Below are 24,690 nucleotides of genomic sequence, written 5' to 3'. Positions count from 1 at the left end.
TGATTACAGGCGCATCGGCATGACAACGTAAGCCGAGTCGTCGTTGTCGGATTCTTGTACCAGGGCGCTGCTGTTGGAGTCCGACAGGATCAGACGAACCTGTTCGGTAGTCATAACACCCAGCACGTCCAACAGGTAGCTCACGTTAAAGCCGATTTCCAGCGATGCGCCGTTGTAGTCGACACCCACTTCTTCTTCCGCCTCTTCCTGTTCCGGGTTGTTGGCCTGGATTTTCAGTTGACCGTTGGCCAGCTGCAGGCGAATACCACGGTACTTTTCGTTGGACAGAATCGCAGTACGGCTAAAGGCTTCACGCAGAGCCTGACGATCACCGACCACCAGCTTGTCGCCACCTTTAGGCAACACACGCTCGTAGTCCGGGAACTTACCGTCTACCAACTTGGAGGTGAAGGTGAACTCACCGGTGGTCGCGCGAATGTGGTGCTGGCCCAACACGATGCTGACGTTGCCGTCCGGCTCGGTGAGCAAGCGCGCCAGTTCAAGGATACCTTTGCGTGGAACGATTACCTGGTGACGATCCGGCTGACCGATATCGGCACGCATCGAGCACATTGCCAGACGGTGACCGTCGGTGGCCACGGCGCGGATAATACCTTCCGAGACTTCCAGCAGCATACCGTTGAGGTAGTAACGCACGTCCTGCTGGGCCATTGCGAAGCTGGTGCGCTCGATCAAACGACGCAGCTTGCTTTGCTCCAGGCTGCACGTCAGCGAGCCAGGGCCTTCTTCTACGGTTGGAAAGTCATTGGCCGGCAAGGTCGACAGGGTGAAACGGCTACGGCCTGCCTTGACCACCAACTTCTGCTCATCCACCTTGATGTCGATCAGCGCATCGTTAGGCAGGCTTTTGCAGATATCCATCAGCTTGCGCGCCGGCACGGTGATCTCGCCGGGTTCGGCAGGCTCTTCGAGCTGGACACGACCCACCAGTTCGACTTCCAGGTCGGTACCGGTCAAGGACAACTGTTGCCCCTCGACCACCAGTAATACGTTGGAAAGCACCGGCAAGGTCTGTCGGCGCTCGACGACGCCTGCGACCAGTTGCAGGGGTTTCAACAGGGCTTCGCGTTGAATGGTGAAATGCATGGTCTAGTCCCTTGCCTTAATAAGCTGCGCTGGTGTCATCACGTAGTCAGTGTACGCAGCAGGTTCTTGTAGTCCTCGCGAATATCCGCGTCGGATTCCTTAAGTTCATTGATCTTGCGGCATGCGTGCAAGACCGTGGTGTGGTCGCGTCCGCCAAACACATCACCGATTTCCGGCAGGCTGTGGTTGGTCAACTCCTTGGAGAGGGCCATGGCAACCTGGCGTGGACGTGCCACCGAGCGCGAACGGCGCTTGGACAGCAGGTCGGAAATCTTGATCTTGTAGTACTCGGCCACGGTACGCTGGATGTTATCCACACTCACCAGCTTGTCCTGCAAGGCCAACAAGTCTTTCAAGGACTCGCGAATCAGCTCGATGGTGATATCGCGACCCATGAAGTGCGAGTGGGCGATGACCCGCTTGAGCGCGCCTTCCAGCTCACGCACGTTGGAACGGATGCGTTGGGCGATGAAGAACGCAGCATCGTGAGGCAGATCGACTTTAGCCTGGTCGGCCTTCTTCATCAGGATCGCAACGCGGGTTTCCAGCTCCGGTGGCTCCACGGCAACCGTCAGGCCCCAGCCGAAACGAGACTTCAGACGTTCTTCCAGGCCTTCGATTTCCTTCGGGTAACGGTCACTGGTCAAGATGACCTGCTGGCCACCTTCGAGCAGGGCGTTGAAGGTGTGGAAGAACTCCTCTTGGGAACGTTCCTTGCGGGCAAAGAACTGAATGTCATCGATCAACAAGGCATCAACGGAGCGGTAGAAACGTTTGAACTCGTTGATGGCGTTGAGCTGCAAGGCCTTGACCATGTCGGCCACGAAGCGCTCCGAATGCAGGTAAACCACCTTGGCATTCGGGTTCTTCTTTAATAGGTGGTTACCGACGGCGTGCATCAAGTGCGTCTTACCCAAGCCCACGCCGCCATAAAGGAAGAGCGGGTTGTAACCATGCTTGGGGTTATCGGCGACCTGCCAGGCGGCCGCTCGGGCCAGCTGGTTGGACTTGCCTTCGACAAAGTTCTCGAAGGTAAACGTGCGGTTCAGATAACTGGTGTGCTTGAGCGCGCCTTCTACCTGCACAGTACGTTGCTCGGAGCGCACGGGCGCCTGTTGAGAGCTGGCACCGGCCATCGGGTCGAAGCTGTCGCGGGACGGCTCTTCATTCTCTGGCGCATTATTTTTGCGCGACGACGGCTTGGACGGCGCAGCTGTCGGTGCAGGTGCTGCGGCGACAGGCGCCACTGCAGCTTGGGCTTGCGACGCGGCGGCGGCCAATGGCGCATTCGGCGCGGCGCGAGGAGCTGAGCTGCGCTTGCTGCCTATTAACAAGGAGAGAGCAGGCGCCAGGCCGTTGCCATGTTCGTCGAGCAATTCGAGAACGCGGCCCAGGTACTTCTCGTTGACCCAGTCGAGGACAAAACGATTGGGCGCATAGACACGCAACTCGTCGCCTTCGGCTTCGACCTGTAGCGGACGGATCCAGGTGTTGAATTGCTGGGCAGGCAGCTCATCGCGCAAAAGCTCCACGCACTGCTGCCAAAGTTCCACTGACACGGATATCCCCTAAGTTGAAAGCCGGTGAGGCAAAAACAGCCGCCATTGTAGCGGCCAGCCGTCCACTTATCCACATGTAGGTTGTTCACAGGCCACCCAAAATCAATGCCTTAACCGCAAAAAATGCGACCAGTGGTCTGTGCATAAGCTCTGTGGATAAACCCACCTAAGCTCGTTGTACAAGTGGGGTCGAAAGTCTGTGGGTAACCGGCCTGTGGATAAGTAGCTGTTCCACACACAGCTTATCCGATAGCGCAGCACAGGCAGAGCACCGCTTCTCCCCCGTGTTGTCATTCTCTGTACAACACGTGGAACAAGGGCTCAAGGCAGTTATCCACAGATGATCGCGTCCCTAGCTTTTATAAGCTTTACAGAAAAGCTTTAAATAACTTCCTTCTTTATTTTTATATCTATCGCATGGCAGATGGAAGTCAGACGGGGAGAAGGGCGCCAGGACCCCGTCGACATCTAATTAAAGGAAAAGCTGGTTGGAAATTGACCTAGAGGCTTGCTTTCTCTAGAATCGCCGGTCTCTTAAAACGGGGGCCATTCCGGCCCGTTGTGGACGAACCAGGTAACAACGCCATGAAACGTACTTTCCAACCAAGCACCATCAAACGCGCCCGTACTCACGGCTTCCGTGCTCGCATGGCTACCAAGAACGGCCGTGCTGTCCTGTCGCGTCGCCGCGCCAAAGGTCGTGCGCGTCTGGCAGTTTGATAATCCGGTACTGGTGGTGAGTCAGGACTTCAGTCGGGAAAAGCGTCTGCTAACCCCCCGGCATTTCAAGGCAGTCTTTGACTCCCCCACCGGCAAGGTTCCGGGGAAAAATCTCCTGCTCCTTGCGCGTAACAACGATCTTGATCACCCCCGTCTCGGGTTGGTGATCGGCAAGAAGAGCGTAAAGCTCTCCGTTGAGCGCAATCGCCTCAAGCGTCTGATGCGCGAATCGTTTCGCCTCCACCAGGACACTCTGGTTGGTTGGGATATTGTTATCGTCGCGCGCAAAGGCTTGGGTGATGTAGAAAACCCCGAATTGATTCAGCATTTCGGCAAGCTCTGGAAACGTTTGGCGCGTACCCACAAGCCAGCACCAGCAGTCAGCACCGAAACTGTAGGGGTAGACAGCCTTGATGCGTAAACTGGCAATCGTTCCGATCCAGTTTTATCGCTATGCCATTAGTCCTCTGATGGCCAGCCACTGTCGTTTCTACCCCAGTTGTTCCTGCTACGCGTTAGAGGCCATAGAAAATCATGGTCTTCTGCGCGGTGGCTGGCTGACCTTTCGTCGTTTAGGTCGCTGTCATCCGTGGAATCCCGGTGGTTATGACCCGGTTCCACCTATCCCTACCTCCCGTTCTTCTTCGATGGCCGAGTAATCATGGATATTAAACGCACAATCCTGATCGTCGCCCTGGCAATCGTGTCCTATGTCATGGTCCTTAAATGGAACCAGGACTACGGTCAGGCTGCCCTGCCGACTCAGAATGTTGCTACCAATCAGGCTGCGCCGGCTATTCCGGACACCCCGCTGGGTAACAATGCGTCCGCGAGTGCCGATGTTCCCAGCGCGAATGGCGAGACAAGTGCCCCGTTAGAAACGCCAGTGGTCACCAACAAAGACCTCATCCACGTAAAAACGGATGTGCTCGACCTGGCTATCGACCCACAAGGTGGTGATATCGCACAGCTGAAGCTGCCGCTTTATCCACGTCGCCAAGACCATCCGGATGTGCCGTTCCAACTGTTCGATAACGGCGGTGAACGTACCTATCTGGCGCAAAGCGGCCTGACCGGCACCAATGGTCCGGATGCACGTGCTACCGGTCGTCCGGTTTATTCGACCGAGCAGAAGACTTATCAACTGGCAGACGGCCAGAACCAGTTGAACGTCGACCTGAAATTCAGCCTCGACGGTGTCAACTACATCAAGCGTTTCAGCTTTACCCGCGGTTTGTACGATTTGAAGGTCACTTACCTGATCGACAACACCAGCGACAAAGCCTGGAGCGGCAACCTGTTTGCCCAGCTCAAGCGTGACGCCAGCTCCGATCCGTCTTCCAGCACCGCCACCGGTACCGCCACTTACCTGGGCGCCGCCCTGTGGACAAGTAACGAGCCGTACAAAAAAGTGTCGATGAAAGATATCGACAAGGGCTCGCTGAAAGAAACCGTCCAAGGTGGCTGGGTAGCGTGGCTGCAGCACTATTTCGTGACCGCCTGGATTCCTAACAAGGGTGACGCGAACCTGGTTCAGACCCGCAAGGACAGCCAGGGCAACTACATCATTGGCTTCACTGGCCCGGCGTTGACCGTCGCTCCAGGTGCCAAGGCTGAAACCAGCGCTACCCTGTACGCCGGCCCTAAAAGCCAGGCGGTACTGAAAGAGTTGTCCCCAGGCCTGGAATTGACTGTGGACTACGGCTTCCTGTGGTTTATTGCCCAGCCGATCTTCTGGCTGTTGCAGCATATCCACAGCATCGTCGGTAACTGGGGCTGGTCGATCATCTTCCTGACCATGCTGATCAAAGGGCTTTTCTTCCCTCTGTCGGCAGCCAGCTACAAGTCGATGGCGCGTATGCGCGCCGTGGCCCCGAAACTGGCCGCGCTGAAAGAACAACATGGTGATGACCGGCAGAAAATGTCGCAGGCCATGATGGAGCTGTACAAGAAAGAGAAGATCAACCCGCTGGGTGGATGCTTGCCGATTCTGGTACAGATGCCGGTGTTCCTGTCGCTTTACTGGGTATTGCTGGAAAGCGTTGAAATGCGCCAGGCGCCGTTCATGCTGTGGATAACTGACCTGTCGATCAAAGACCCGTTCTTTATCCTGCCGATCATCATGGGCGCGACCATGTTTATCCAGCAGCGTCTGAACCCAACCCCGCCGGATCCGATGCAGGCCAAGGTAATGAAAATGATGCCAATCATCTTCACCTTCTTCTTCCTGTGGTTCCCTGCTGGCTTGGTACTGTACTGGGTGGTCAACAACGTGTTGTCGATCTCTCAACAGTGGTACATCACACGTAAAATCGAAGCGGCTACCAAAAAAGCCGAGGCGTAATTTACTCTGTGGATAACCACTCAAGACGCCCCCTAGTGGGGCGTTTTGCTTTCCGTCACTTTTGTTCTGGAACCTGCTGATGAGCGCTCCTCGTGAAACCATCGCTGCTGTCGCTACCGCTCAAGGTCGGGGCGGTGTCGGCATCGTTCGAATTTCCGGGCCATTGGCGGGCGTGGCAGCCAAGGCTATCAGCGGCCGGGAGCTGAAACCCCGTTATGCCCATTACGGCCAGTTCCTGGATGCCGACCACAGCGTATTGGACGAGGGGCTGGCCATCTATTTTCCAGGGCCAAACTCGTTCACCGGTGAAGATGTCCTTGAACTACAAGGGCACGGTGGTCCTGTGGTGTTGGACATGCTGCTGCAGCGCTGCTTGCAATTGGGTTGCCGCCTGGCCAGACCCGGGGAATTCAGCGAACGCGCATTCTTGAACGATAAGCTCGACCTGGCCCAGGCCGAAGCTATCGCTGATTTGATCGAAGCCAGTTCTGCACAGGCTGCACGTAACGCGTTGCGCTCATTGCAGGGGGCTTTTTCCCTGCGTGTGCATAATTTGACCGAGCAGTTGATCAGTCTGCGCATCTACGTCGAAGCCGCGATTGATTTTCCGGAAGAAGAAATCGACTTTCTGGCGGATGGCCATGTATTGGCGATGCTGGACAAAGTCCGCGATGAGTTATCCACAGTGCTGCGTGAAGCCGGGCAGGGCGCCTTACTGCGCGATGGTATGACAGTAGTGATTGCCGGCCGGCCCAATGCCGGCAAATCCAGCCTGCTCAATGCTCTTGCAGGGCGCGAGGCGGCCATCGTCACCGAGATCGCCGGCACTACCCGGGATATCTTGCGTGAACATATCCACATCGACGGTATGCCGCTGCACGTGGTGGACACCGCTGGTCTGCGCGACACCGACGACCAGGTGGAAAAGATCGGCGTGGAACGTGCGCTCAAGGCGATCAGCGAAGCCGATCGTGTGTTGCTGGTGGTGGATGCCACTGCACCGGAAGCTGTGGATCCTTTTGCCTTGTGGCCCGAATTCCTTGAACAACGGCCAGACCCGGCCAAAGTCACCTTGATCCGTAACAAGGCCGACCTTACGGGTGAAGCCATCGCCCTGGAAACCAGTGAAGATGGCCACGTCACGATCAGCTTGAGCGCGAAATCGGCCGGTGAGGGTCTGGAATTGCTGCGCGAACACCTTAAAGCCTGCATGGGCTACGAACAGACGTCGGAAAGCAGCTTCAGTGCGCGGCGCAGGCACCTGGAAGCGCTGCGTCATGCCAGCGCGGCCCTGGAGCACGGGCGCGCTCAGTTGACCTTGGCGGGGGCTGGGGAGCTGCTGGCTGAAGATCTGCGTCAGGCGCAGCAGCTGTTGGGTGAAATCACCGGCGCTTTCAGCTCGGATGATTTGCTGGGGCGGATTTTCTCCAGCTTTTGCATTGGCAAGTAACCGAGTTATCCACACCGTCTACCAGTTGTAAGACACCGTACCGAGCAAGGTACGGCTGTCGCCCCAATAGCAACGCCCCGCATCGTTGCAACCGGATACATATTCCTTGTCGAACAGGTTCTTGGCGTTCAGGTCCACCGACCAGTGTGGGTTGATCTGATAACCCAGTGCCGCATCCACCAAGGTGACGCTTCCTGCGTCCAGCTTCCCGTAGAGCGTAGGCGGGGTGTAGGAAAAGGTACTGTCGAAATAGCGCACCCCGCCGCCCACGGAGAAACCCTTGAGTTGGCCGTCGAGAAAGCGATATTTGCCCCACACCGAAGCCTGGTTACGCGGCACGCCCGTCATCTGACGGCCTTCTACCAGCGATGTGGCCGAATCCTTGGTTATCCGAGCGTCAGTGTAGGTATAGGCTGCCGTCACGTTGAAGTTGGAGCTGATGTTACTGTTGACCTCGACTTCCACACCCTTGGCGCGACTTTCACCGACTTGGCGATAGCTGTTGGTGGTGGCATCAAGGTAGGTATCGTCCTGCTTGCGCAGGTCATACACCGACACGGTCATCGCCGTATCCCAGCCGATCGGTTCGTACTTAACGCCCACTTCGTATTGGCTGCTGGTGATCGGTTTCAACGGCGAGCCGGCGTTGGAGATCTGCTGCACGGGGACAAACGCGGTGGAATAGCTGACATACGGCGTAAGGCCGTTGTCGAACTGGTACATCACCCCGCCCTGGTAAGTGAATTTACGATCCTGTGAGTTGATATTGCTCGATGGCTTGACCTTGTCTCGGTAATCGCTGTCGACCCAGTCCTGGCGGCCGCCGAGCAGAAAGAGCCAATGGTCGTATTTGCTTTGGATCTGTGCATAAACCCCTTTCATCTGCTGTTCAAGCAAAGTGTTTTGCACTGCCAGGGGAGTGAGCGGGTCGCGCAGGTACACCGGGTTATACACATCGATGGTGCCGGCGAAACCCGCATCCCAGTCTTGATTGAACGAGGTTCGGTCATAGCTGGCGCCCAATAGCACTGTGTTTTCCACACTGCCCAACTGGAACTTGCCTTCGAGCTGGTTATCCAGGGAATAGACCATCGACTTGTTGTAGCGGTCGTAGGCGTTCATGTTCAGCCGGGTGCCGAAGCCACCGTTATTCAATGAGCCAGGCCAGGTTTCGTGCCGGTTGATACGTGACTGCATATAGCGCGAGTTCTGACGGAACTGCCAGTCATCATTGAAGCTGTGGCTGAACTCATAGCCGGTGCTCCACGCTTCGCGTTCAAAGGTGTTCCAGTCCGGGTTGCCCAGCAAGGTGTGTTTGGACAGCTTGCCGTTGGGATTTGTAAGCAGGGTACCGGCGGCGGGTAGGCCGAGTTCCAGGTTGGTATGGTCTTTCTGATAGTTGGCCAGCAGCGTCAGGGTGTTGTAGTCGTCGAAGTTCAGGGTCAAGGATGGCGCGATATACAGACGATCGTCCGGAACGTGATCGGTCTGCGTGTCGGATTTACGCCCCAGCATCACCACCCGACCCAGGATAGTGTCACTGTCGTTGAGCGGGCCCGAGATATCCACACCCAACTGGCGTCGATTATTCGAACCATAACTCACCTGCACCTCGCCTTGCGGGGTTGCAGTCGGGTGTTTACTCACCAGATTAACCAAGCCACCGGGTGCGTTTTCACCGTAGAGCAGGGAAGAAGGACCGCGGAAAATCTCGACCCGTTCCAGGCCGTAGGGTTCGCTGGTGGTGTCGTATCGATTGCCTTGAACTCGCAGGCCATCTCGCAGCAGGCCGTAGCCGTAATCCGTGGCGTTGAAACCGCGTATGAAAAACAGATCGCCTGCCAAGCCGTCGCCCGCCGCGAACGGTGGGGCGAAGATTCCCGGTACGTAGCCCAGCACTTCTGTCAGGGTCTGGGACTTCTGGTCCTTGATACGCTGGCCAGTGACAACGGACACCGAACGCGGGGTCTCGGACAGCGGTGTGCTGGTCTTCGTGCCGATCCGGCTGCTCTGAGCCTTGTAGCCTACATCCCCGGCGATCTCTTGATTGAAGCCGCCCTGTTGATAAGCGTTGACGGTGGTAGGGGCCAAGGTCAATTGGCCAGCAGGTGCCGCCTGTAATACATAGCTGCCGGGAGCCTGTGCGACCGCCTGCAGGTCCGAGTTCTGCAACAGTAGCGCAAAGCCCTGGTCCACCGAATAGTCACCTTGCAGCCCTGGCGTATTCAAACGCGCCGTTTGCTGTGGCGAGAAGGACAGAATCACATTGGCCTTGGCGGCAAACTGGCTCAAGGCGTTGTCCAGCGGGCCTGCGGCAATGGCAAAGTGTTGCGTTGCGCTGGCGGCCATGACGGTGGTGGATAACAACACACCGGTCGTAGCGGTGATGAACTGCAGACCGTACGTCATGCCATGGCAGGAAAGTCGTTTGCGGAGCGGGGTGGGAAGGCGCATAGGTGAGTAAGCCCTGAAGGTAGCGTCGTGATTACCTGTAGGGCCGCACCAGGTCAAAAAAAGATAACCCCTCTGTGGATTATTTTTCGATTAGCCGATCCGGGTGACCGACACCCAATAGCGCGTAAAGTATTTCACTTGAATCGGCAGGCTCGCTTGCAGGTTAGCGAGGACGGCATCGGTTGAGTCCAGACGGAATGTCCCGGAAACGCGTAGGCCCGCAGAGGCTGGGTCGCAGTGCAATACGCCCGGCCGATAGCGCGCCAACTCATCGATAACTTCTCCTAGCCGAGCATCGAGCACGATCAGTTGGCCATCGACCCAGGCGGCCTGTACACCGCCATATCGCTGGGCAGGGCGCACATTGTGCCGATCAAACTCTGCGCTCTCACCCGCGCCCATAGTGCGGCGAAGTTCGGGTTGGTCGCCGGGGGATATCTCAACCCGTTCTTCCAAGACGCCCACCCGCGTGGCATCCGGCAGTTGGCGCACAGTAAACCGAGTGCCCAGCGCCTTGACCCGGCCTTGGCGAGTTTCTACATAAAACGGTAAGTGCCCACCCCGCGTGCCGGTGTGGATAAGTACTTCACCCTCGCGCAGACGGATCAAACGTTGGTACCCGTCAAAGGCCACATCGATAGCGGTATGAGTATTGAGATTGATCTGCGTGCCATCCGCCAACTCGATGCGCCGCCTCTGGCCCACCGACGTGCGGTAATCAGCCCATGCGTTACCCAACGACGTATGTTGCTGGACGTTCCAGCCCAGGTAGCCACTGCCGCCAAGCACCAGCATCCACTTGAGTACCTGGCGCCGCTGTTGCGTGGTGGATAACGCGCGGCGTGTGAGATCAGGGGGCAGGCCACCGAGGCTGCGTTGCAACTGCTCCATCTGGTCCCAAGCCGCCTGGTGGGACGGGTCATGATTAAGCCACTGCTGCCACGCTTGATGTTGTGCGGGCGTCGGTGATTGCGACTGGAATTGCACATACCAACTGGCAGCGACCTCGAACGTCTTGCGGTCAGGGCTGACCATTACCGGCTGGCCATGATCAGGGAGCACTCGGTGAGGGCACGGATCATGTGTTTCTTCACCGTGGTCAGCGATACCTGCAGTAGATCGGCGATCTGTTGATAAGTCAGCCCTTCAATCTGTGCCAGCATGAAAATTCGCCGTGCACGCTCACCCAGCCCAGACAGCGCTTTATCCACAGCCACCAGGGTTTCGATGATGATTGCCTTGTCTTCCTCACTGATAGCCGTGGCTTCAGGACGCTCTGCCAGGGTCTGCCTGTAGGCCTGCTCGATGGCATGCCGGCGATACCGATCAATCACCATGCCCCTGGCGATGGTGGCCAGATAGTCCCGTGGTTCGAGGATCTGCGCCGCATGTCGTCCACCGAGCATGCGCACGAACGTGTCGTGGGCCACATCGGCTGCATCGCTGGCGTTATGCAATTTTCCCTTGAGCCATCCGCGCAACCACGAATGGTGCTGTTCATAGATGTGCTGGACCGCTGCGGTATGTGAGGAGGGAGGCATAGGCGCGACAAGGCAGGTTAATGATAATCGCTATTATTAACTGGCCCGGTGTTTTCCCACAATAGATCTGTTTTTGTCCCACCCGGGATTAATTCCCAGCTTTGCCGTGGACGAAATCGGCCGTTTCTGTGGATTAAGCCCTGTGAATAACCGCTCCTGTGCCCAGTTGATAACAGGGCGTGAAACCTGCGTAAAAACCCATCTGTGGATAACAGGTCGCTTAATCCACAGGCTTAAAGCACTTATCCAAGGGCCTCATTGGCAGATGACCACAACGTTTTGAATCGCTGTACACATTGAAAATAAGGGCCTGTAGAGATCTATCCACAGAAATGTTGCTCAGTATAAATAAACATAAAAACAAAGATTTAATAAATTTCTCTCTTTTAATTTCTATTGTCTGTGATTCATCCACAGCTGGTTAAATTTTGTGCAAAGGGTTCTTTAGGAAGCCCTAAGTCCCTATACTTGCCCGCAAAGCTCTAAAACCCTTTCAACAAACAATTCCTGATTACCTACATAAGCAGGCACGAGGTGCGTGGTGGATTTCCCTTCCCGTTTTGAAGTGATCGTCATCGGCGGCGGTCATGCCGGTACCGAGGCAGCACTGGCGTCAGCACGCATGGGTGTAAAAACCCTGTTGCTGACGCATAACGTGGAAACCCTCGGTGCCATGAGTTGCAACCCCGCAATTGGCGGGATTGGCAAAAGCCATCTGGTCAAGGAAATCGATGCCCTTGGCGGGGTAATGGCGATGGCCACCGACAAGGGTGGTATTCAATTTCGCGTGCTCAACAGCCGTAAAGGCCCGGCCGTACGTGCTACCCGGGCTCAGGCCGACCGCATCCTGTACAAGGCAGCGGTACGCGAAACCCTGGAAAACCAGCCGAACCTGTGGATATTTCAGCAGGCCGCCGATGACTTGATCGTCGAGCAGGACCAGGTACGTGGTGTTGTTACGCAAATGGGTCTGCGTTTTCATGCAGATTCGGTCGTACTGACCACGGGCACGTTCCTGGGCGGACTTATCCACATCGGTATGCAAAATTATTCCGGTGGCCGTGCCGGTGACCCGCCGTCGATCGCCTTGGCAAAACGTCTGCGTGAACTACCGCTGCGCGTCGGCCGCTTGAAAACCGGGACCCCGCCACGTATTGATGGGCGTTCTGTGGATTTCTCGATGATGACCGAGCAAGCCGGCGACACGCCGATCCCGGTCATGTCGTTCATGGGTTCCAAAGAACAGCACCCGAAACAGGTCAGCTGCTGGATCACCCACACCAACGCCCGTACCCACGAAATCATTGCCGCGAACCTTGATCGTTCGCCGATGTATTCCGGGGTGATCGAAGGCATTGGCCCGCGGTATTGCCCGTCGATCGAAGACAAGATCCACCGCTTTGCCGACAAGGAAAGCCACCAGGTCTTTATCGAACCCGAAGGCCTGACCACCCACGAGCTGTACCCCAACGGAATTTCCACTTCGCTGCCGTTCGATGTGCAAATCCAGATCGTGCAGTCGATTCGCGGTATGGAAAACGCGCACATCGTGCGTCCGGGCTACGCCATCGAGTACGACTACTTCGACCCGCGCGACCTGAAATACAGCCTGGAAACCAAAGTGATCGGTGGCCTGTTCTTCGCCGGCCAAATCAACGGCACCACCGGTTATGAAGAAGCCGGGGCCCAAGGTTTGCTGGCCGGGACCAACGCAGCATTGCGTGCACAGGGCAAAGACAGCTGGTGCCCGCGTCGCGATGAAGCCTACATCGGCGTATTGGTCGACGACCTGATTACTCTGGGTACCCAGGAACCGTACCGGATGTTCACATCTCGGGCGGAATACCGTCTGATCCTGCGCGAAGACAACGCCGACCTGCGCTTGACCGAAAAAGGTCGCGAGCTGGGCCTGGTCGATGACGCCCGCTGGGCGGCCTTCTGCAAAAAACGCGAAAGCATTGCGCTCGAAGAACAGCGTCTGAAAAGTACCTGGGTTCGCCCGGGCACGGAGCAGGGCGACGCCATCGCAGAAAAATTCGGCACGCCGTTGACCCATGAGTACAACTTGCTCAACCTGCTTTCCCGTCCGGAAATCGACTACGCTGGTTTGGTCGAAGTGACAGGCCAGGGCGCTGAAGACCCACAAGTTGCCGAACAGGTGGAGATCAAGACCAAGTACGCCGGTTACATTGATCGCCAGCAGGACGAAATTGCTCGCCTGCGCGCCAGTGAAGACACCAAGCTGCCTGTGGATATCGACTACACCGGGATTTCCGGGTTGTCGAAAGAAATCCAAAGCAAGTTGGGGATAACTCGTCCGGAAACCCTCGGGCAGGCTTCACGTATTCCTGGCGTCACCCCGGCAGCCATCTCGCTGTTGATGATTCATTTGAAAAAACGCGGCGCGGGCCGTCAGTTGGAGCAAAGCGCTTGAGTTCGTTGGTCACCTCGCAACACGCCGAAGAGTTATCCACAGGAGCGCGCCAGTTGGGCGTTGCGCTGACCGAAGCCCAGCATGAGCTACTGCTGGGCTACCTCGCCCTGTTGATCAAATGGAACAAGGCTTACAACCTGACCGCAGTGCGTGATCCGGACGAAATGGTCTCGCGCCATCTGCTCGATAGTCTTAGTGTTATGCCATTCATCGAAAATGGTCGCTGGCTGGATGTCGGCAGCGGCGGCGGAATGCCCGGTATTCCGCTGGCGATTCTGTTTCCCGAGTCGCAAGTGACCTGCCTGGACAGCAACGGCAAGAAAACCCGCTTCCTGACCCAGGTCAAACTCGAACTCAAGCTGGACAACCTGCAAGTTATCCACAGCCGCGTCGAAGCCTTCACGCCTGAACAGCCCTTCAACGGAATTGTTTCCCGGGCGTTCAGCAGCATGGAGAACTTCAGCAACTGGACCCGCCACCTTGGCGATCGCGACACGCGCTGGCTGGCAATGAAGGGCGTCCATCCAAGCGACGAGCTGTTAGCATTGCCGGCAGACTTCCACCTCGATAGCGAACACGCCTTGGCCGTACCTGGTTGCCAAGGCCAACGCCATCTGCTGATACTGCGCCGCACGGCATGATTGGGAACACAAGCAAGAATGGCTAAGGTATTCGCGATAGCGAACCAGAAAGGTGGCGTGGGTAAAACCACCACCTGTATCAACCTCGCAGCATCCCTGGTCGCGACCAAGCGTCGGGTGCTGTTGATCGATCTCGATCCACAGGGCAACGCCACCATGGGTAGCGGTGTGGATAAACACGGCCTGGAAAACTCGGTCTACGATTTGCTGATTGGCGAATGCGACCTGGCCCAGGCCATGCATTATTCCGAGCACGGCGGTTACCAACTGCTGCCGGCCAACCGCGATCTGACCGCGGCGGAAGTGGTGTTGCTGGAAATGCAGATGAAAGAAAGCCGTCTGCGCAGCGCCCTGGCGCCCATTCGCGATAACTACGATTACATCTTGATCGACTGCCCACCGTCGCTGTCGATGCTCACGCTTAACGCGCTGGTGGCCGCCGATGGGGTAATTATCCCCATGCAGTGCGAGTACTACGCGTTGGAAGGCCTGAGCGACCTTGTGGATAACATCAAACGCATTGCCGAGTTGCTCAACCCGAAACTGCAGATCGAAGGCTTGTTGCGGACCATGTTCGACCCGCGCCTGAGCCTGATGAACGATGTGTCGGCGCAGCTCAAGGAACACTTCGGTGACCAGCTGTACGACACCGTGATTCCACGCAACATCCGTCTGGCCGAAGCGCCAAGCTATGGCATGCCGGCGCTGGCGTACGACAAATCCTCGCGTGGCGCCATCGCCTACCTGGCATTGGCTGGCGAGATGGTTCGCCGCCAACGCCGTAATTCACGCACCGCTGCAGCCCAGCCAACTTAAGGAATCCCCATGGCCGTCAAGAAACGAGGTCTCGGACGTGGACTGGATGCACTGTTGAGTGGTCCGACCGTCACATCGCTTGAAGAACAAGCGGTGCAGGCCGACGAGCGCGAGCTGCAGCACTTGCCGCTGGACCTGATCCAGCGCGGCAAATACCAGCCACGTCGGGACATGGACCCCCAGGCCCTGGAAGAACTGTCCAACTCGATCAAGGCTCAGGGCGTGATGCAGCCCATCGTGGTGCGCCCCATTGGCGGTGGCCGCTTTGAGATTATCGCCGGGGAGCGCCGCTGGCGTGCCAGCCAGCAGGCCGGCAAGGAGACTATCCCGGCGATGGTGCGCGACGTGCCGGATGAAACCGCGATCGCCATGGCACTGATCGAGAATATTCAGCGTGAAGACCTCAACCCGATCGAAGAAGCGATTGCGTTGCAGCGTTTGCAGCAGGAATTCCAGCTCACCCAGCAACAAGTGGCCGAGGCAGTGGGCAAGTCCCGCGTCACCGTGTCCAACTTGTTGCGTTTGATCGCGCTGCCGGAAGTGATCAAGACCATGTTGTCCCACGGCGACCTGGAAATGGGCCATGCCCGTGCGTTGCTCGGTTTGCCGGAAAATCAACAGGTTGAAGGGGCGCGACACGTTGTCGCACGAGGGCTCACCGTTCGTCAGACCGAGGCCCTCGTTCGCCAGTGGCTCAGCGGTAAACCTGCACCGGTCGAAACCGCCAAACCTGATCCGGATATCGCGCGCCTTGAGCAGCGCCTGGCCGAGCGGCTAGGCTCTGCGGTGCAAATTCGCCACGGCAAGAAGGGCAAAGGGCAGTTGGTCATCGGATATAACTCACTCGATGAGCTTCAGGGCGTCCTTGCCCACATCCGCTGAAACATTTGCTTATGTAGCGCGTGATCGGAAATCACTACCCGACAGTTGAATAGGGGCTGAACCGCCCCTATACTCTGCGCGCATTTTGTCGGCACAAATTATGCCAAGTTATTGATTTCCGGCAGCCGACCATTGAGGAGCAAGAGTGATGGAAACCCGCACGCCAAACACGTTGCCGTTCCATCGCTTGGCTGTTTTTCCGGTTCTACTGGCTCAATTTGTCATTTTGCTGATCGCCGCATTGGCGCTCTGGTATTGGCATGGAGTCGTAGCCGGGTATTCAGGACTCTGCGGAGGCCTGATAGCCTTGCTGCCCAATATGTATTTTGCTCACAGGGCCTTTCGGTTTTCCGGCGCCCGAGCAGCCCAGGCTATCGTCCGGTCTTTTTATGCCGGCGAAGCAGGGAAACTGATTTTGACGGCAGTGCTGTTTGCACTGACCTTTGCAGGTGTGAAGCCATTGGCGCCGCTGGCTGTATTCGGCGTCTTCGTGTTGACCCAACTGGTCAGCTGGTTCGCTCCCCTGCTAATGAAAACAAGACTTTCGAAACCTTAGGGCGTTTGAGGCAACCATGGCAGAAACAACCGCTTCGGGCTATATCCAGCACCACTTGCAGAACCTGACCTTCGGTCAGCTTCCTAATGGCGGCTGGGGCTTTGCCCACACCGCAGCAGAAGCCAAAGAAATGGGTTTCTGGGCTTTCCACCTGGATACTCTGGGTTGGTCGGTCGCATTGGGTCTGATCTTCGTCCTGATTTTCCGCATGGCGGCAAAGAAGGCGACTTCGGGTCAGCCAGGTGCTTTGCAGAACTTCGTTGAAGTATTGGTCGAATTCGTCGATGGCAGCGTGAAAGACAGCTTCCATGGCCGTAGCCCGGTGATTGCACCGCTGGCACTGACCATCTTCGTCTGGGTGTTCCTGATGAACGCCGTCGACCTGATCCCGGTGGACTGGATTCCTCAGTTGGCCATGGCGATCTCCGGCGACCCGCACATTCCATTCCGCGCCGTATCCACCACTGACCCGAACGCCACACTGGGCATGGCTCTGTCGGTATTCGCGCTGATCATTTTCTACAGCATCAAGGTCAAGGGCATCGGCGGCTTCATCGGCGAACTGACCCTGCACCCGTTCGGCAGCAAGAACATCTTCGTTCAAGCCCTGCTGATCCCGGTGAACTTCCTGCTGGAATTCGTCACCCTGGTCGCCAAGCCGATTTCCCTGGCTCTGCGACTGTTCGGCAACATGTATGCCGGCGAGCTGGTGTTCATTCTGATCGCTGTGATGTTCGGCAGCGGCCTGCTCTGGCTTAGCGGCCTGGGCGTAGTTCTGCAGTGGGCGTGGGCTGTGTTCCACATCCTGATCATTACCCTGCAGGCCTTCATCTTCATGATGCTGACCATCGTCTACCTGTCGATGGCGCACGAAGAGAACCATTAAGACCAGTCTCGACTAGTCTGATGTCCTTCCCGGTCAAACGGGAAGGTGGCCCAACAGGGCTATGAAACGATTTGTTTTACCGCTTTAAAATCTAAAAAACCTAAACCATACGACGTAAAAGTCGGGAGGAAAGATGGAAACTGTAGTTGGTCTAACCGCTATCGCTGTTGCACTGTTGATCGGCCTGGGCGCCCTGGGTACTGCCATTGGTTTCGGCCTGCTGGGCGGCAAATTCCTGGAAGGCGCAGCGCGTCAGCCAGAAATGGTCCCAATGCTGCAAGTTAAAATGTTCATCGTCGCCGGCCTGCTCGACGCCGTGACCATGATCGGCGTTGGTATCGCACTGTTCTTCACCTTCGCGAACCCCTTCGTTGGTCAACTCGCTGGCTAATCACTCGAATTTTCGAGTGATTGGGGTGATGGACAACGAATGAGCGAGGTGTTGGCGTGAACATTAATGCAACCCTGATTGGCCAATCCGTTGCGTTCTTCATTTTTGTAGTGTTTTGCATGAAGTTCGTGTGGCCTCCGGTCATCGCGGCTTTGCACGAACGTCAGAAGAAGATCGCGGATGGTTTGGACGCTGCCAGCCGTGCAGCTCGCGACCTGGAGTTGGCCCACGAGAAAGTGGGTCAGCAACTGCGCGAAGCTAAAGCACAGGCAGCCGAGATCATTGAGCAAGCCAAGAAACGCGGTAACCAGATCGTCGAAGAGGCTGTTGAAAAAGCCCGCGTCGAAGCTGACCGTGTGAAGGCTTCGGCTCATGCCGAGATCGAACAGGACCTGAACGGTGTCAAAGACGCGCTGCGTGCCCAACTGGGTGCTCTGGCCGTTGGCGGTGCCGAGAAGATCCTCGGTGCCACAATCGATCAAAACGCGCACGCGGAGCTGGTTAACAAACTGGCTGCTGAAATTTAAGCGAGGGCGATCATGGCAGAACTGACCACGTTGGCCCGACCTTACGCTAAGGCAGCCTTCGAGCACGCCCAGGCCCACCAGCAGCTGGCCTCTTGGTCAGCCATGCTCGGCCTGGCTGCAGCAGTGTCGCAAGACGACACCATGCAGCGCGTGCTCAAGGCCCCGCGCCTGACGAGCGCAGACAAGGCCGCCACTTTTATTGAAGTGTGCGGCGACAAGTTTGATGTGAAGGTGCAGAACTTCATCCACGTCATTGCCGAAAACGACCGTCTCCCGCTATTGCCGGAGATCGCCGCTCTGTTCGACCTGTACAAGGCCGAAGCAGAGAAATCGGTAGACGTTGAAGTGACCAGTGCTTTCGCATTGAACCAAGAACAGCAAGACAAACTCGCCAAGGTTCTCAGTGCACGACTCAATCGGGAAGTGCGCCTGCAAGCTTCGGAGGACGCATCGCTTATTGGTGGTGTTGTTATCCGTGCCGGCGACCTGGTTATCGATGGCTCGATTCGCGGCAAAATCGCGAAACTTGCCGAAGCATTGAAATCTTGAGTTTGAAGGGGCAGCAGAGCAATGCAGCAACTCAATCCTTCCGAAATAAGTGAAATTATCAAGGGCCGCATCGACAAGCTCGATGTGACCTCCCAAGCCCGTAACGAAGGCACTGTCGTCAGCGTATCTGACGGCATCGTGCGGATTCACGGTCTGGCCGACGTCATGTACGGCGAGATGATCGAGTTTCCGGGCGGCGTCTACGGTATGGCCCTCAACCTGGAGCAAGACTCCGTAGGTGCCGTTGTATTGGGCGCATACACCAGTCTGGCTGAAGGCATGAGCGCCAAGTGCACAGGCCGCATCCTGGAAGTTCCGGTTGGTAAGGAACTGCTGGGTCGCGTAGTCGACGCACTGGGTAACCCTGTTGACGGTAAAGGTCCACTGGGCAACACCGAGACCGACGCGGTCGAGAAAGTTGCTCCAGGCGTGATCTGGCGTAAGTCGGTAGACCAGCCTGTACAGACTGGCTACAAGGCTGTCGATGCCATGATCCCGGTCGGCCGTGGCCAGCGTGAGCTGATCATCGGTGACCGTCAGATCGGTAAAACCGCTCTGGCCATCGACGCGATCATCAACCAGAAAGACAGCGGCATTTTCTGCGTCTACGTAGCCATCGGTCAGAAGCAATCGACCATCGCCAACGTAGTTCGCAAGCTGGAAGAAAACGGCGCCCTGGCCAACACGATCATCGTGGCTGCCAGTGCTTCGGAATCTCCTGCGCTGCAATTCCTGGCACCGTACTCCGGTTGCACCATGGGTGAATTCTTCCGCGACCGCGGTGAAGACGCGCTGATCGTTTATGACGATCTGTCCAAGCAAGCAGTGGCTTACCGCCAGATTTCCCTGCTGCTGCGCCGTCCACCAGGCCGTGAAGCCTACCCAGGCGACGTGTTCTATCTCCACTCCCGTCTGCTGGAGCGCGCATCCCGCGTTTCGGAAGAGTACGTAGAGAAGTTCACCAACGGCGCAGTGACCGGCAAAACCGGTTCCCTGACCGCACTGCCGATCATCGAAACCCAGGCTGGCGACGTTTCCGCGTTCGTTCCGACCAACGTGATTTCCATCACCGACGGTCAGATCTTCCTGGAATCGGCCATGTTCAACTCGGGCATCCGCCCTGCAGTGAACGCCGGTGTTTCGGTATCCCGTGTGGGTGGTGCCGCTCAGACCAAGATCATCAAGAAGCTCTCCGGTGGTATCCGTACCGCTCTGGCTCAGTACCGTGAACTGGCGGCATTCGCCCAGTTCGCTTCTGACCTGGACGAAGCGACCCGTAAGCAACTTGAGCATGGTCAGCGCGTTACCGAGCTGATGAAGCAGAAGCAATACGCCCCAATGTCGATCGCTGACATGGCGTTGTCGCTGTATGCCGCTGAGCGTGGGTTCCTGACCGACGTTGAAATCGCCAAGGTCGGCAGCTTTGAACAAGCGCTGATTGCTTACTTCAACCGCGATCACGCCGAATTGATGGCGAAGATCAACGTGAAGGGTGACTTCAATGACGATATCGACGCTGGCATGAAAGCCGGTATCGAGAAGTTCAAGGCCACCCAAACCTGGTAAGCCGCAGCGGGAGCCGCAAGGCTTCCGCTTGCTAACCTGATAGGTGTTACATGGCAGGCGCAAAAGAGATTCGCAGTAAGATTGCGAGCATCAAAAGCACGCAAAAAATTACCAGCGCCATGGAAAAAGTGGCGGTCAGCAAAATGCGCAAGGCACAAATGCGCATGGCTGCTAGCCGTCCTTATGCGGAGCGTATCCGCCAGGTAATTGGGCATCTGGCCAACGCCAACCCGGAATACCGCCACCCGTTCATGATCGAGCGCGCCGTCAAGCGTGCAGGTTATGTGGTAGTGAGCAGTGACCGTGGTTTGTGCGGTGGTCTGAATACCAACCTGTTCAAGGCCCTGGTCAAGGACATGGCGGTAAACCGCGAAAACGGCGTCGAGATCGATCTGTGTGTTGTTGGTAGCAAGGGTGCGGCCTTTTTCCGCAACTTCGGCGGTAACGTCGTTGCAGCTATCAGCCACCTGGGTGAAGAGCCGTCGATCAATGATTTGATCGGCAGTGTGAAGGTGATGCTGGATGCGTACCTGGAAGGCCGGATTGACCGCCTGTCCGTGGTATCCAACAAGTTCATCAACACCATGACCCAGCAGCCAACCGTGGAGCAATTGATTCCACTGGTGGCAACCCCGGATCAGGAACTCAAGCACCACTGGGACTACCTCTACGAACCAGACGCCAAAGAGCTGCTTGACGGCTTGATGGTGCGCTACGTGGAGTCGCAGGTGTACCAGGCGGTGGTCGAGAACAACGCAGCTGAACAAGCGGCGCGGATGATCGCGATGAAAAACGCTACCGATAACGCCGGTGATCTGATCAGCGATTTGCAGCTGATCTACAACAAGGCGCGTCAGGCTGCGATCACCCAAGAGATCTCGGAAATCGTCGGCGGCGCTGCCGCGGTTTAACGGTTCAAATATTCAGAGGATCCAGCTATGAGTAGCGGACGTATCGTTCAAATCATCGGCGCCGTTATCGACGTGGAATTTCCACGCGACAGCGTACCGAGCATCTACAACGCGCTGAAAGTACAAGGCGCGGAAACTACCCTGGAAGTTCAGCAGCAGCTGGGCGACGGCGTAGTTCGTACCATTGCGATGGGTTCCACCGAAGGCTTGAAGCGCGGTCTGGACGTTGTCGACACTGGCGCTGCCATCTCCGTACCGGTCGGTAAAGCGACCCTGGGCCGGATCATGGACGTACTGGGCAACCCGATCGACGAAGCTGGCCCGATTGCCACCGAAGAGCGCTGGGGCATTCACCGCGCAGCACCTTCGTTCGCAGAACAAGCGGGCGGCAACGACCTGCTGGAAACCGGCATCAAGGTTATCGACCTGGTTTGCCCGTTCGCCAAAGGCGGTAAAGTCGGTCTGTTCGGTGGTGCCGGTGTAGGCAAGACCGTAAACATGATGGAACTGATCCGTAACATCGCCATCGAGCACAGCGGTTATTCCGTGTTCGCAGGTGTTGGTGAGCGTACTCGTGAGGGTAACGACTTCTACCACGAGATGAAGGACTCCAACGTTCTGGACAAAGTGGCACTGGTTTACGGTCAGATGAACGAGCCGCCGGGAAACCGTCTGCGCGTAGCCCTGACTGGCCTGACCATGGCCGAGAAATTCCGTGACGAAGGTAACGACGTTCTGCTGTTCGTCGACAACATCTACCGTTACACCCTGGCCGGTACTGAAGTATCCGCACTGCTGGGCCGTATGCCTTCTGCAGTAGGTTACCAGCCGACCCTGGCTGAAGAGATGGGCGTTCTGCAAGAACGTATCACTTCGACCAAGGAAGGTTCGATCACTTCGATCCAAGCGGTATACGTACCTGCGGATGACTTGACCGACCCGTCGCCAGCTACCACCTTCGCCCACTTGGACGCCACCGTCGTTCTGTCCCGTGACATCGCTTCCCTGGGTATCTACCCAGCGGTCGATCCACTCGACTCGACTTCGCGCCAGCTGGACCCGAACGTGATCGGCCAGGAGCACTACGACACCGCTCGCGGCGTTCAGTACGTGCTGCAGCGTTACAAAGAACTGAAGGACATCATTGCGATCCTGGGTATGGACGAGCTGTCGGAAGCCGACAAGCAGTTGGTAAACCGTGCTCGTAAGATCCAGCGTTTCTTGTCGCAGCCGTTCTTCGTGGCTGAAGTCTTCACCGGTGCTTCGGGTAAATACGTTTCCCTGAAAGACACCATTGCTGGCTTCAAAGGCATCCTCAACGGTGACTACGACCACCTGCCAGAACAAGCGTTCTACATGGTCGGCGGCATCGAAGAAGCGATCGAGAAAGCCAAGAAACTGTAATCCTGGCGCCCGGAAACGGGCGCTCATCAGGTTGAGGCAATCAGATGGCTATGACAGTCCATTGCGATATCGTCAGCGCGGAAGGGGAAATTTTCTCCGGTCTGGTCGAGTTTGTAACAGCGCACGGCGACTTGGGTGATCTTGGTATCGCCATGGGTCACGCCCCGCTGATCACAAGCTTGAAGCCAGGTCCGATCACTCTGACCAAGCAAGGCGGGGAACGTGAGGTGTTTTACATCTCCGGTGGTTTCCTCGAGGTTCAGCCGAACATGGTCAAGGTACTTGCCGACACCGTGCAACGTGCTGGCGACCTGGATGAAGCCTCCGCTCAGGAAGCCGTCAAGGCTGCCGAGAAGGCGCTGAACGAAAAAGGCGCAGACTTCGACTACAGCGCTGCTGCAGTCCGTCTGGCCGAGGCCGCAGCCCAGCTGCGTACTCTCCAGCAGATCCGCAAGAAGTAAGCGGCCACGCCGTTTTGCTTGATGCGTGATTGATTAAAAAGGGTAGCCTCGGCTACCCTTTTTCTTTTTTGCAAAACACTTCTTTGGTCTGAACCCGGACCGCCCAGGATTGGTAGCCATTCATGTCTCTTGAAATCGTCATTCTCGCCGCAGGCCAGGGCACTCGTATGCGTTCGGCCCTGCCCAAGGTGCTGCACCCGGTCGCGGGCAATTCCATGCTGGGTCATGTTATCCACAGCGCCCGGCAACTGGCCCCACAACGTATTCATGTGGTGATTGGCCACGGTGCCGACGTGGTCCGTGAGCGTCTGGCCGCGGACGACCTGAATTTCGTATTGCAAGACAAGCAACTGGGCACCGGCCACGCGACCGCGCAGGCTGTGCCTTTCATCACCGCGGACACGGTATTGATCCTCTACGGCGATGTACCGCTGATTGAAGTGGAAACCTTACAACGCCTGCTCAAGCACGTGGTGCCTGGCCAGATGGGCCTGCTGACCGTGGAGCTGGACGACCCTACGGGCTACGGCCGCATTGTGCGCAACGCCGACGGCAAGGTGGCTGCCATCGTTGAACACAAAGATGCCAGCGAAGCCCAGCGCGCGATTACTGAAGGCAACACCGGCATTCTCGCGGTGCCTGCCAACAAGCTCGCCGATTGGATGAGCCGCCTGTCCAACAACAACGCCCAGGGCGAGTATTACCTCACCGACGTCATCGAGATGGCCGTCAGCGATGGCCTGCTGGTCGCCACCGAGCAGCCCCACCATCCGATGGAAGTGCAGGGCGCCAACGACCGCAAACAACTGGCAGAGCTGGAACGTCACTATCAACTGCGCGAAGGCCTGCGCCTGATGGCCCAGGGTGTGACCCTGCGAGACCCGGCGCGTTTCGATGTACGTGGCGAAGTCACGGTGGGCCGCGACATCCTGATCGATATCAATGTGATCCTCGAAGGCCGCGTGATCATTGAAGACGGTGTGGTGATCGGCCCGAACTGCGTGATCAAGGACAGCACCTTGCGCAAAGGTGTGGTGGTCAAGGCCAACAGCCATATCGACGGTGCGGTGATGGGCGAGGGCAGCGATGCCGGGCCGTTTGCGCGCTTGCGTCCGGGTAGCGAGCTGGGGGCCAAGGCCCATGTGGGGAACTTTGTCGAACTGAAAAACGCTCACCTGGGCGAAGGCGCCAAAGTCGGCCACCTGACTTACCTGGGCGATGCCGTCATCGGCGCCCGCACCAACATCGGTGCCGGCACCATCACCTGCAACTATGACGGTGCCAACAAGTACCAGACCACCATTGGTGAAGATGTGTTCATCGGCTCCAATAACTCGCTGGTTGCTCCGGTGACCATCGGCGATGGTTCCAACACCGCAGCGGGCTCAACCATCAACCAGGATGTGGATAAGTCCCAACTGGCTGTTGCCCGGGCTCGCCAACGCAACATCGACGGCTGGAAACGCCCGGTCAAAATCAAGAAGAGCTGAG

24 protein-coding genes are annotated in these 24,690 nt (G+C 57.1%); 19 read left to right on the top strand and 5 right to left on the bottom strand.

Features of this window, described 5'->3' with window-relative positions:
• Positions 1 to 3 precede the first annotated feature (3 nt).
• Together dnaN and dnaA are read right to left on the bottom strand one after the other, a co-directional pair.
• Positions 4 to 1,107 carry a DNA polymerase III subunit beta gene (gene dnaN / locus RHM69_RS21240; protein ID WP_003187250.1) on the bottom strand — a complete coding sequence of 368 codons (1,104 nt, stop codon included), beginning with the start codon at positions 1,105 to 1,107 and terminating at the stop codon, positions 4 to 6.
• Positions 1,108 to 1,145: 38 nt separating this feature from the next.
• The gene (gene dnaA / locus RHM69_RS21235; RefSeq protein WP_032901521.1) at positions 1,146 to 2,666 is read right to left on the bottom strand and encodes a chromosomal replication initiator protein DnaA; all 1,521 of its coding nucleotides are present in this window, start codon (positions 2,664 to 2,666) and stop codon (positions 1,146 to 1,148) included.
• A 585-nt stretch (positions 2,667 to 3,251) separates the two neighbouring features.
• Here dnaA and rpmH point away from each other — a divergent pair.
• The 5 genes from rpmH (at position 3,252) to mnmE (ending at position 7,180) form a co-directional block, all read left to right on the top strand.
• Positions 3,252 to 3,386 (top strand): 50S ribosomal protein L34, encoded by a 135-nt coding sequence (gene rpmH, locus RHM69_RS21230; RefSeq protein WP_003213577.1) that lies wholly within the window; start codon positions 3,252 to 3,254, stop codon positions 3,384 to 3,386.
• A gap of 13 nt (positions 3,387 to 3,399) precedes the next feature.
• Positions 3,400 to 3,807, top strand: coding sequence for a ribonuclease P protein component (rnpA, locus tag RHM69_RS21225; RefSeq protein WP_020302575.1), 408 nt, complete (start codon positions 3,400 to 3,402; stop codon positions 3,805 to 3,807).
• Entirely contained in the window at positions 3,800 to 4,045 is a 246-nt protein-coding gene (yidD, locus tag RHM69_RS21220; protein ID WP_019816912.1) for a membrane protein insertion efficiency factor YidD, read from the top strand. Before rnpA ends, yidD begins: the two co-directional genes overlap by 8 nt.
• 2 nt (positions 4,046 to 4,047) lie before the next feature.
• Complete coding sequence (yidC, locus tag RHM69_RS21215) at positions 4,048 to 5,730, top strand: membrane protein insertase YidC (protein ID WP_014720596.1); 1,683 nt, start codon at positions 4,048 to 4,050, stop codon at positions 5,728 to 5,730.
• Positions 5,731 to 5,809: 79 nt separating this feature from the next.
• Positions 5,810 to 7,180 carry a tRNA uridine-5-carboxymethylaminomethyl(34) synthesis GTPase MnmE gene (gene mnmE / locus RHM69_RS21210; protein WP_014720595.1) on the top strand — a complete coding sequence of 457 codons (1,371 nt, stop codon included), beginning with the start codon at positions 5,810 to 5,812 and terminating at the stop codon, positions 7,178 to 7,180.
• 18 nt (positions 7,181 to 7,198) lie between these two features.
• On the opposite strand, the gene RHM69_RS21205 is transcribed toward mnmE, so the two are convergent.
• The 3 genes from RHM69_RS21205 to RHM69_RS21195 form a co-directional block, all read right to left on the bottom strand.
• The gene (locus RHM69_RS21205) at positions 7,199 to 9,589 is read right to left on the bottom strand and encodes a TonB-dependent siderophore receptor (RefSeq protein WP_014720594.1); all 2,391 of its coding nucleotides are present in this window, start codon (positions 9,587 to 9,589) and stop codon (positions 7,199 to 7,201) included.
• Between the two features lie 135 nt (positions 9,590 to 9,724).
• Positions 9,725 to 10,669: a FecR domain-containing protein gene (locus RHM69_RS21200; RefSeq protein ID WP_073452715.1), complete on the bottom strand. Its 945-nt coding sequence runs from the start codon at positions 10,667 to 10,669 to the stop codon at positions 9,725 to 9,727.
• Complete coding sequence (locus tag RHM69_RS21195; protein WP_200599929.1) at positions 10,669 to 11,175, bottom strand: sigma-70 family RNA polymerase sigma factor; 507 nt, start codon at positions 11,173 to 11,175, stop codon at positions 10,669 to 10,671. The genes RHM69_RS21200 and RHM69_RS21195 overlap by 1 nt, the downstream gene beginning before the upstream one ends.
• 541 nt (positions 11,176 to 11,716) lie before the next feature.
• Here RHM69_RS21195 and mnmG point away from each other — a divergent pair.
• The 14 genes from mnmG to glmU all read left to right on the top strand — a co-directional run bounded on the left by mnmG (position 11,717) and on the right by glmU (position 24,689).
• Positions 11,717 to 13,609, top strand: coding sequence for a tRNA uridine-5-carboxymethylaminomethyl(34) synthesis enzyme MnmG (mnmG, locus tag RHM69_RS21190; RefSeq protein ID WP_014720591.1), 1,893 nt, complete (start codon positions 11,717 to 11,719; stop codon positions 13,607 to 13,609).
• A complete protein-coding gene (rsmG, locus tag RHM69_RS21185; RefSeq protein WP_020302581.1) occupies positions 13,606 to 14,250 on the top strand; it encodes a 16S rRNA (guanine(527)-N(7))-methyltransferase RsmG in 645 nt (214 codons plus the stop codon). Before mnmG ends, rsmG begins: the two co-directional genes overlap by 4 nt.
• Positions 14,251 to 14,268: 18 nt before the next feature.
• Positions 14,269 to 15,066, top strand: a complete 798-nt coding sequence (locus tag RHM69_RS21180; RefSeq protein WP_003195891.1) for a ParA family protein — start codon at positions 14,269 to 14,271, stop codon at positions 15,064 to 15,066.
• Positions 15,067 to 15,075: 9 nt separating this feature from the next.
• The gene (locus RHM69_RS21175) at positions 15,076 to 15,948 is read left to right on the top strand and encodes a ParB/RepB/Spo0J family partition protein (protein ID WP_003195890.1); all 873 of its coding nucleotides are present in this window, start codon (positions 15,076 to 15,078) and stop codon (positions 15,946 to 15,948) included.
• A 148-nt stretch (positions 15,949 to 16,096) separates the two neighbouring features.
• The gene (locus RHM69_RS21170; RefSeq protein WP_010565865.1) at positions 16,097 to 16,504 is read left to right on the top strand and encodes a F0F1 ATP synthase subunit I; all 408 of its coding nucleotides are present in this window, start codon (positions 16,097 to 16,099) and stop codon (positions 16,502 to 16,504) included.
• 16 nt (positions 16,505 to 16,520) lie between these two features.
• Positions 16,521 to 17,390, top strand: coding sequence for a F0F1 ATP synthase subunit A (gene atpB, locus RHM69_RS21165; RefSeq protein WP_014720589.1), 870 nt, complete (start codon positions 16,521 to 16,523; stop codon positions 17,388 to 17,390).
• Between the two features lie 133 nt (positions 17,391 to 17,523).
• On the top strand, positions 17,524 to 17,781 hold the full coding sequence (gene atpE / locus RHM69_RS21160; protein WP_002555987.1) for a F0F1 ATP synthase subunit C: 258 nt from the start codon (positions 17,524 to 17,526) through the stop codon (positions 17,779 to 17,781).
• A gap of 56 nt (positions 17,782 to 17,837) precedes the next feature.
• On the top strand, positions 17,838 to 18,308 hold the full coding sequence (locus RHM69_RS21155; protein WP_200599927.1) for a F0F1 ATP synthase subunit B: 471 nt from the start codon (positions 17,838 to 17,840) through the stop codon (positions 18,306 to 18,308).
• Positions 18,309 to 18,320: 12 nt separating this feature from the next.
• Positions 18,321 to 18,857 (top strand): F0F1 ATP synthase subunit delta, encoded by a 537-nt coding sequence (locus RHM69_RS21150; RefSeq protein ID WP_003195833.1) that lies wholly within the window; start codon positions 18,321 to 18,323, stop codon positions 18,855 to 18,857.
• A gap of 21 nt (positions 18,858 to 18,878) precedes the next feature.
• Positions 18,879 to 20,423 carry a F0F1 ATP synthase subunit alpha gene (gene atpA, locus RHM69_RS21145; protein WP_003195831.1) on the top strand — a complete coding sequence of 515 codons (1,545 nt, stop codon included), beginning with the start codon at positions 18,879 to 18,881 and terminating at the stop codon, positions 20,421 to 20,423.
• Between the two features lie 50 nt (positions 20,424 to 20,473).
• Positions 20,474 to 21,334 (top strand): F0F1 ATP synthase subunit gamma, encoded by an 861-nt coding sequence (atpG, locus tag RHM69_RS21140; protein WP_005792602.1) that lies wholly within the window; start codon positions 20,474 to 20,476, stop codon positions 21,332 to 21,334.
• Positions 21,335 to 21,361: 27 nt separating this feature from the next.
• Entirely contained in the window at positions 21,362 to 22,738 is a 1,377-nt protein-coding gene (gene atpD, locus RHM69_RS21135; protein ID WP_003195827.1) for a F0F1 ATP synthase subunit beta, read from the top strand.
• Between the two features lie 44 nt (positions 22,739 to 22,782).
• On the top strand, positions 22,783 to 23,199 hold the full coding sequence (locus RHM69_RS21130; protein WP_003195825.1) for a F0F1 ATP synthase subunit epsilon: 417 nt from the start codon (positions 22,783 to 22,785) through the stop codon (positions 23,197 to 23,199).
• 122 nt (positions 23,200 to 23,321) lie between these two features.
• Entirely contained in the window at positions 23,322 to 24,689 is a 1,368-nt protein-coding gene (gene glmU / locus RHM69_RS21125; RefSeq protein ID WP_122300916.1) for a bifunctional UDP-N-acetylglucosamine diphosphorylase/glucosamine-1-phosphate N-acetyltransferase GlmU, read from the top strand.
• Position 24,690 lies beyond the last annotated feature (1 nt).

The sequence above is a fragment of the Pseudomonas sp. CCI1.1 genome (genome assembly GCF_034348165.1).
Lineage (GTDB): Bacteria > Pseudomonadota > Gammaproteobacteria > Pseudomonadales > Pseudomonadaceae > Aquipseudomonas > Aquipseudomonas paracarnis.
Note: the sequence above shows the minus strand (reverse complement) of the source record. Positions and strands in the feature narration are given on the sequence as shown.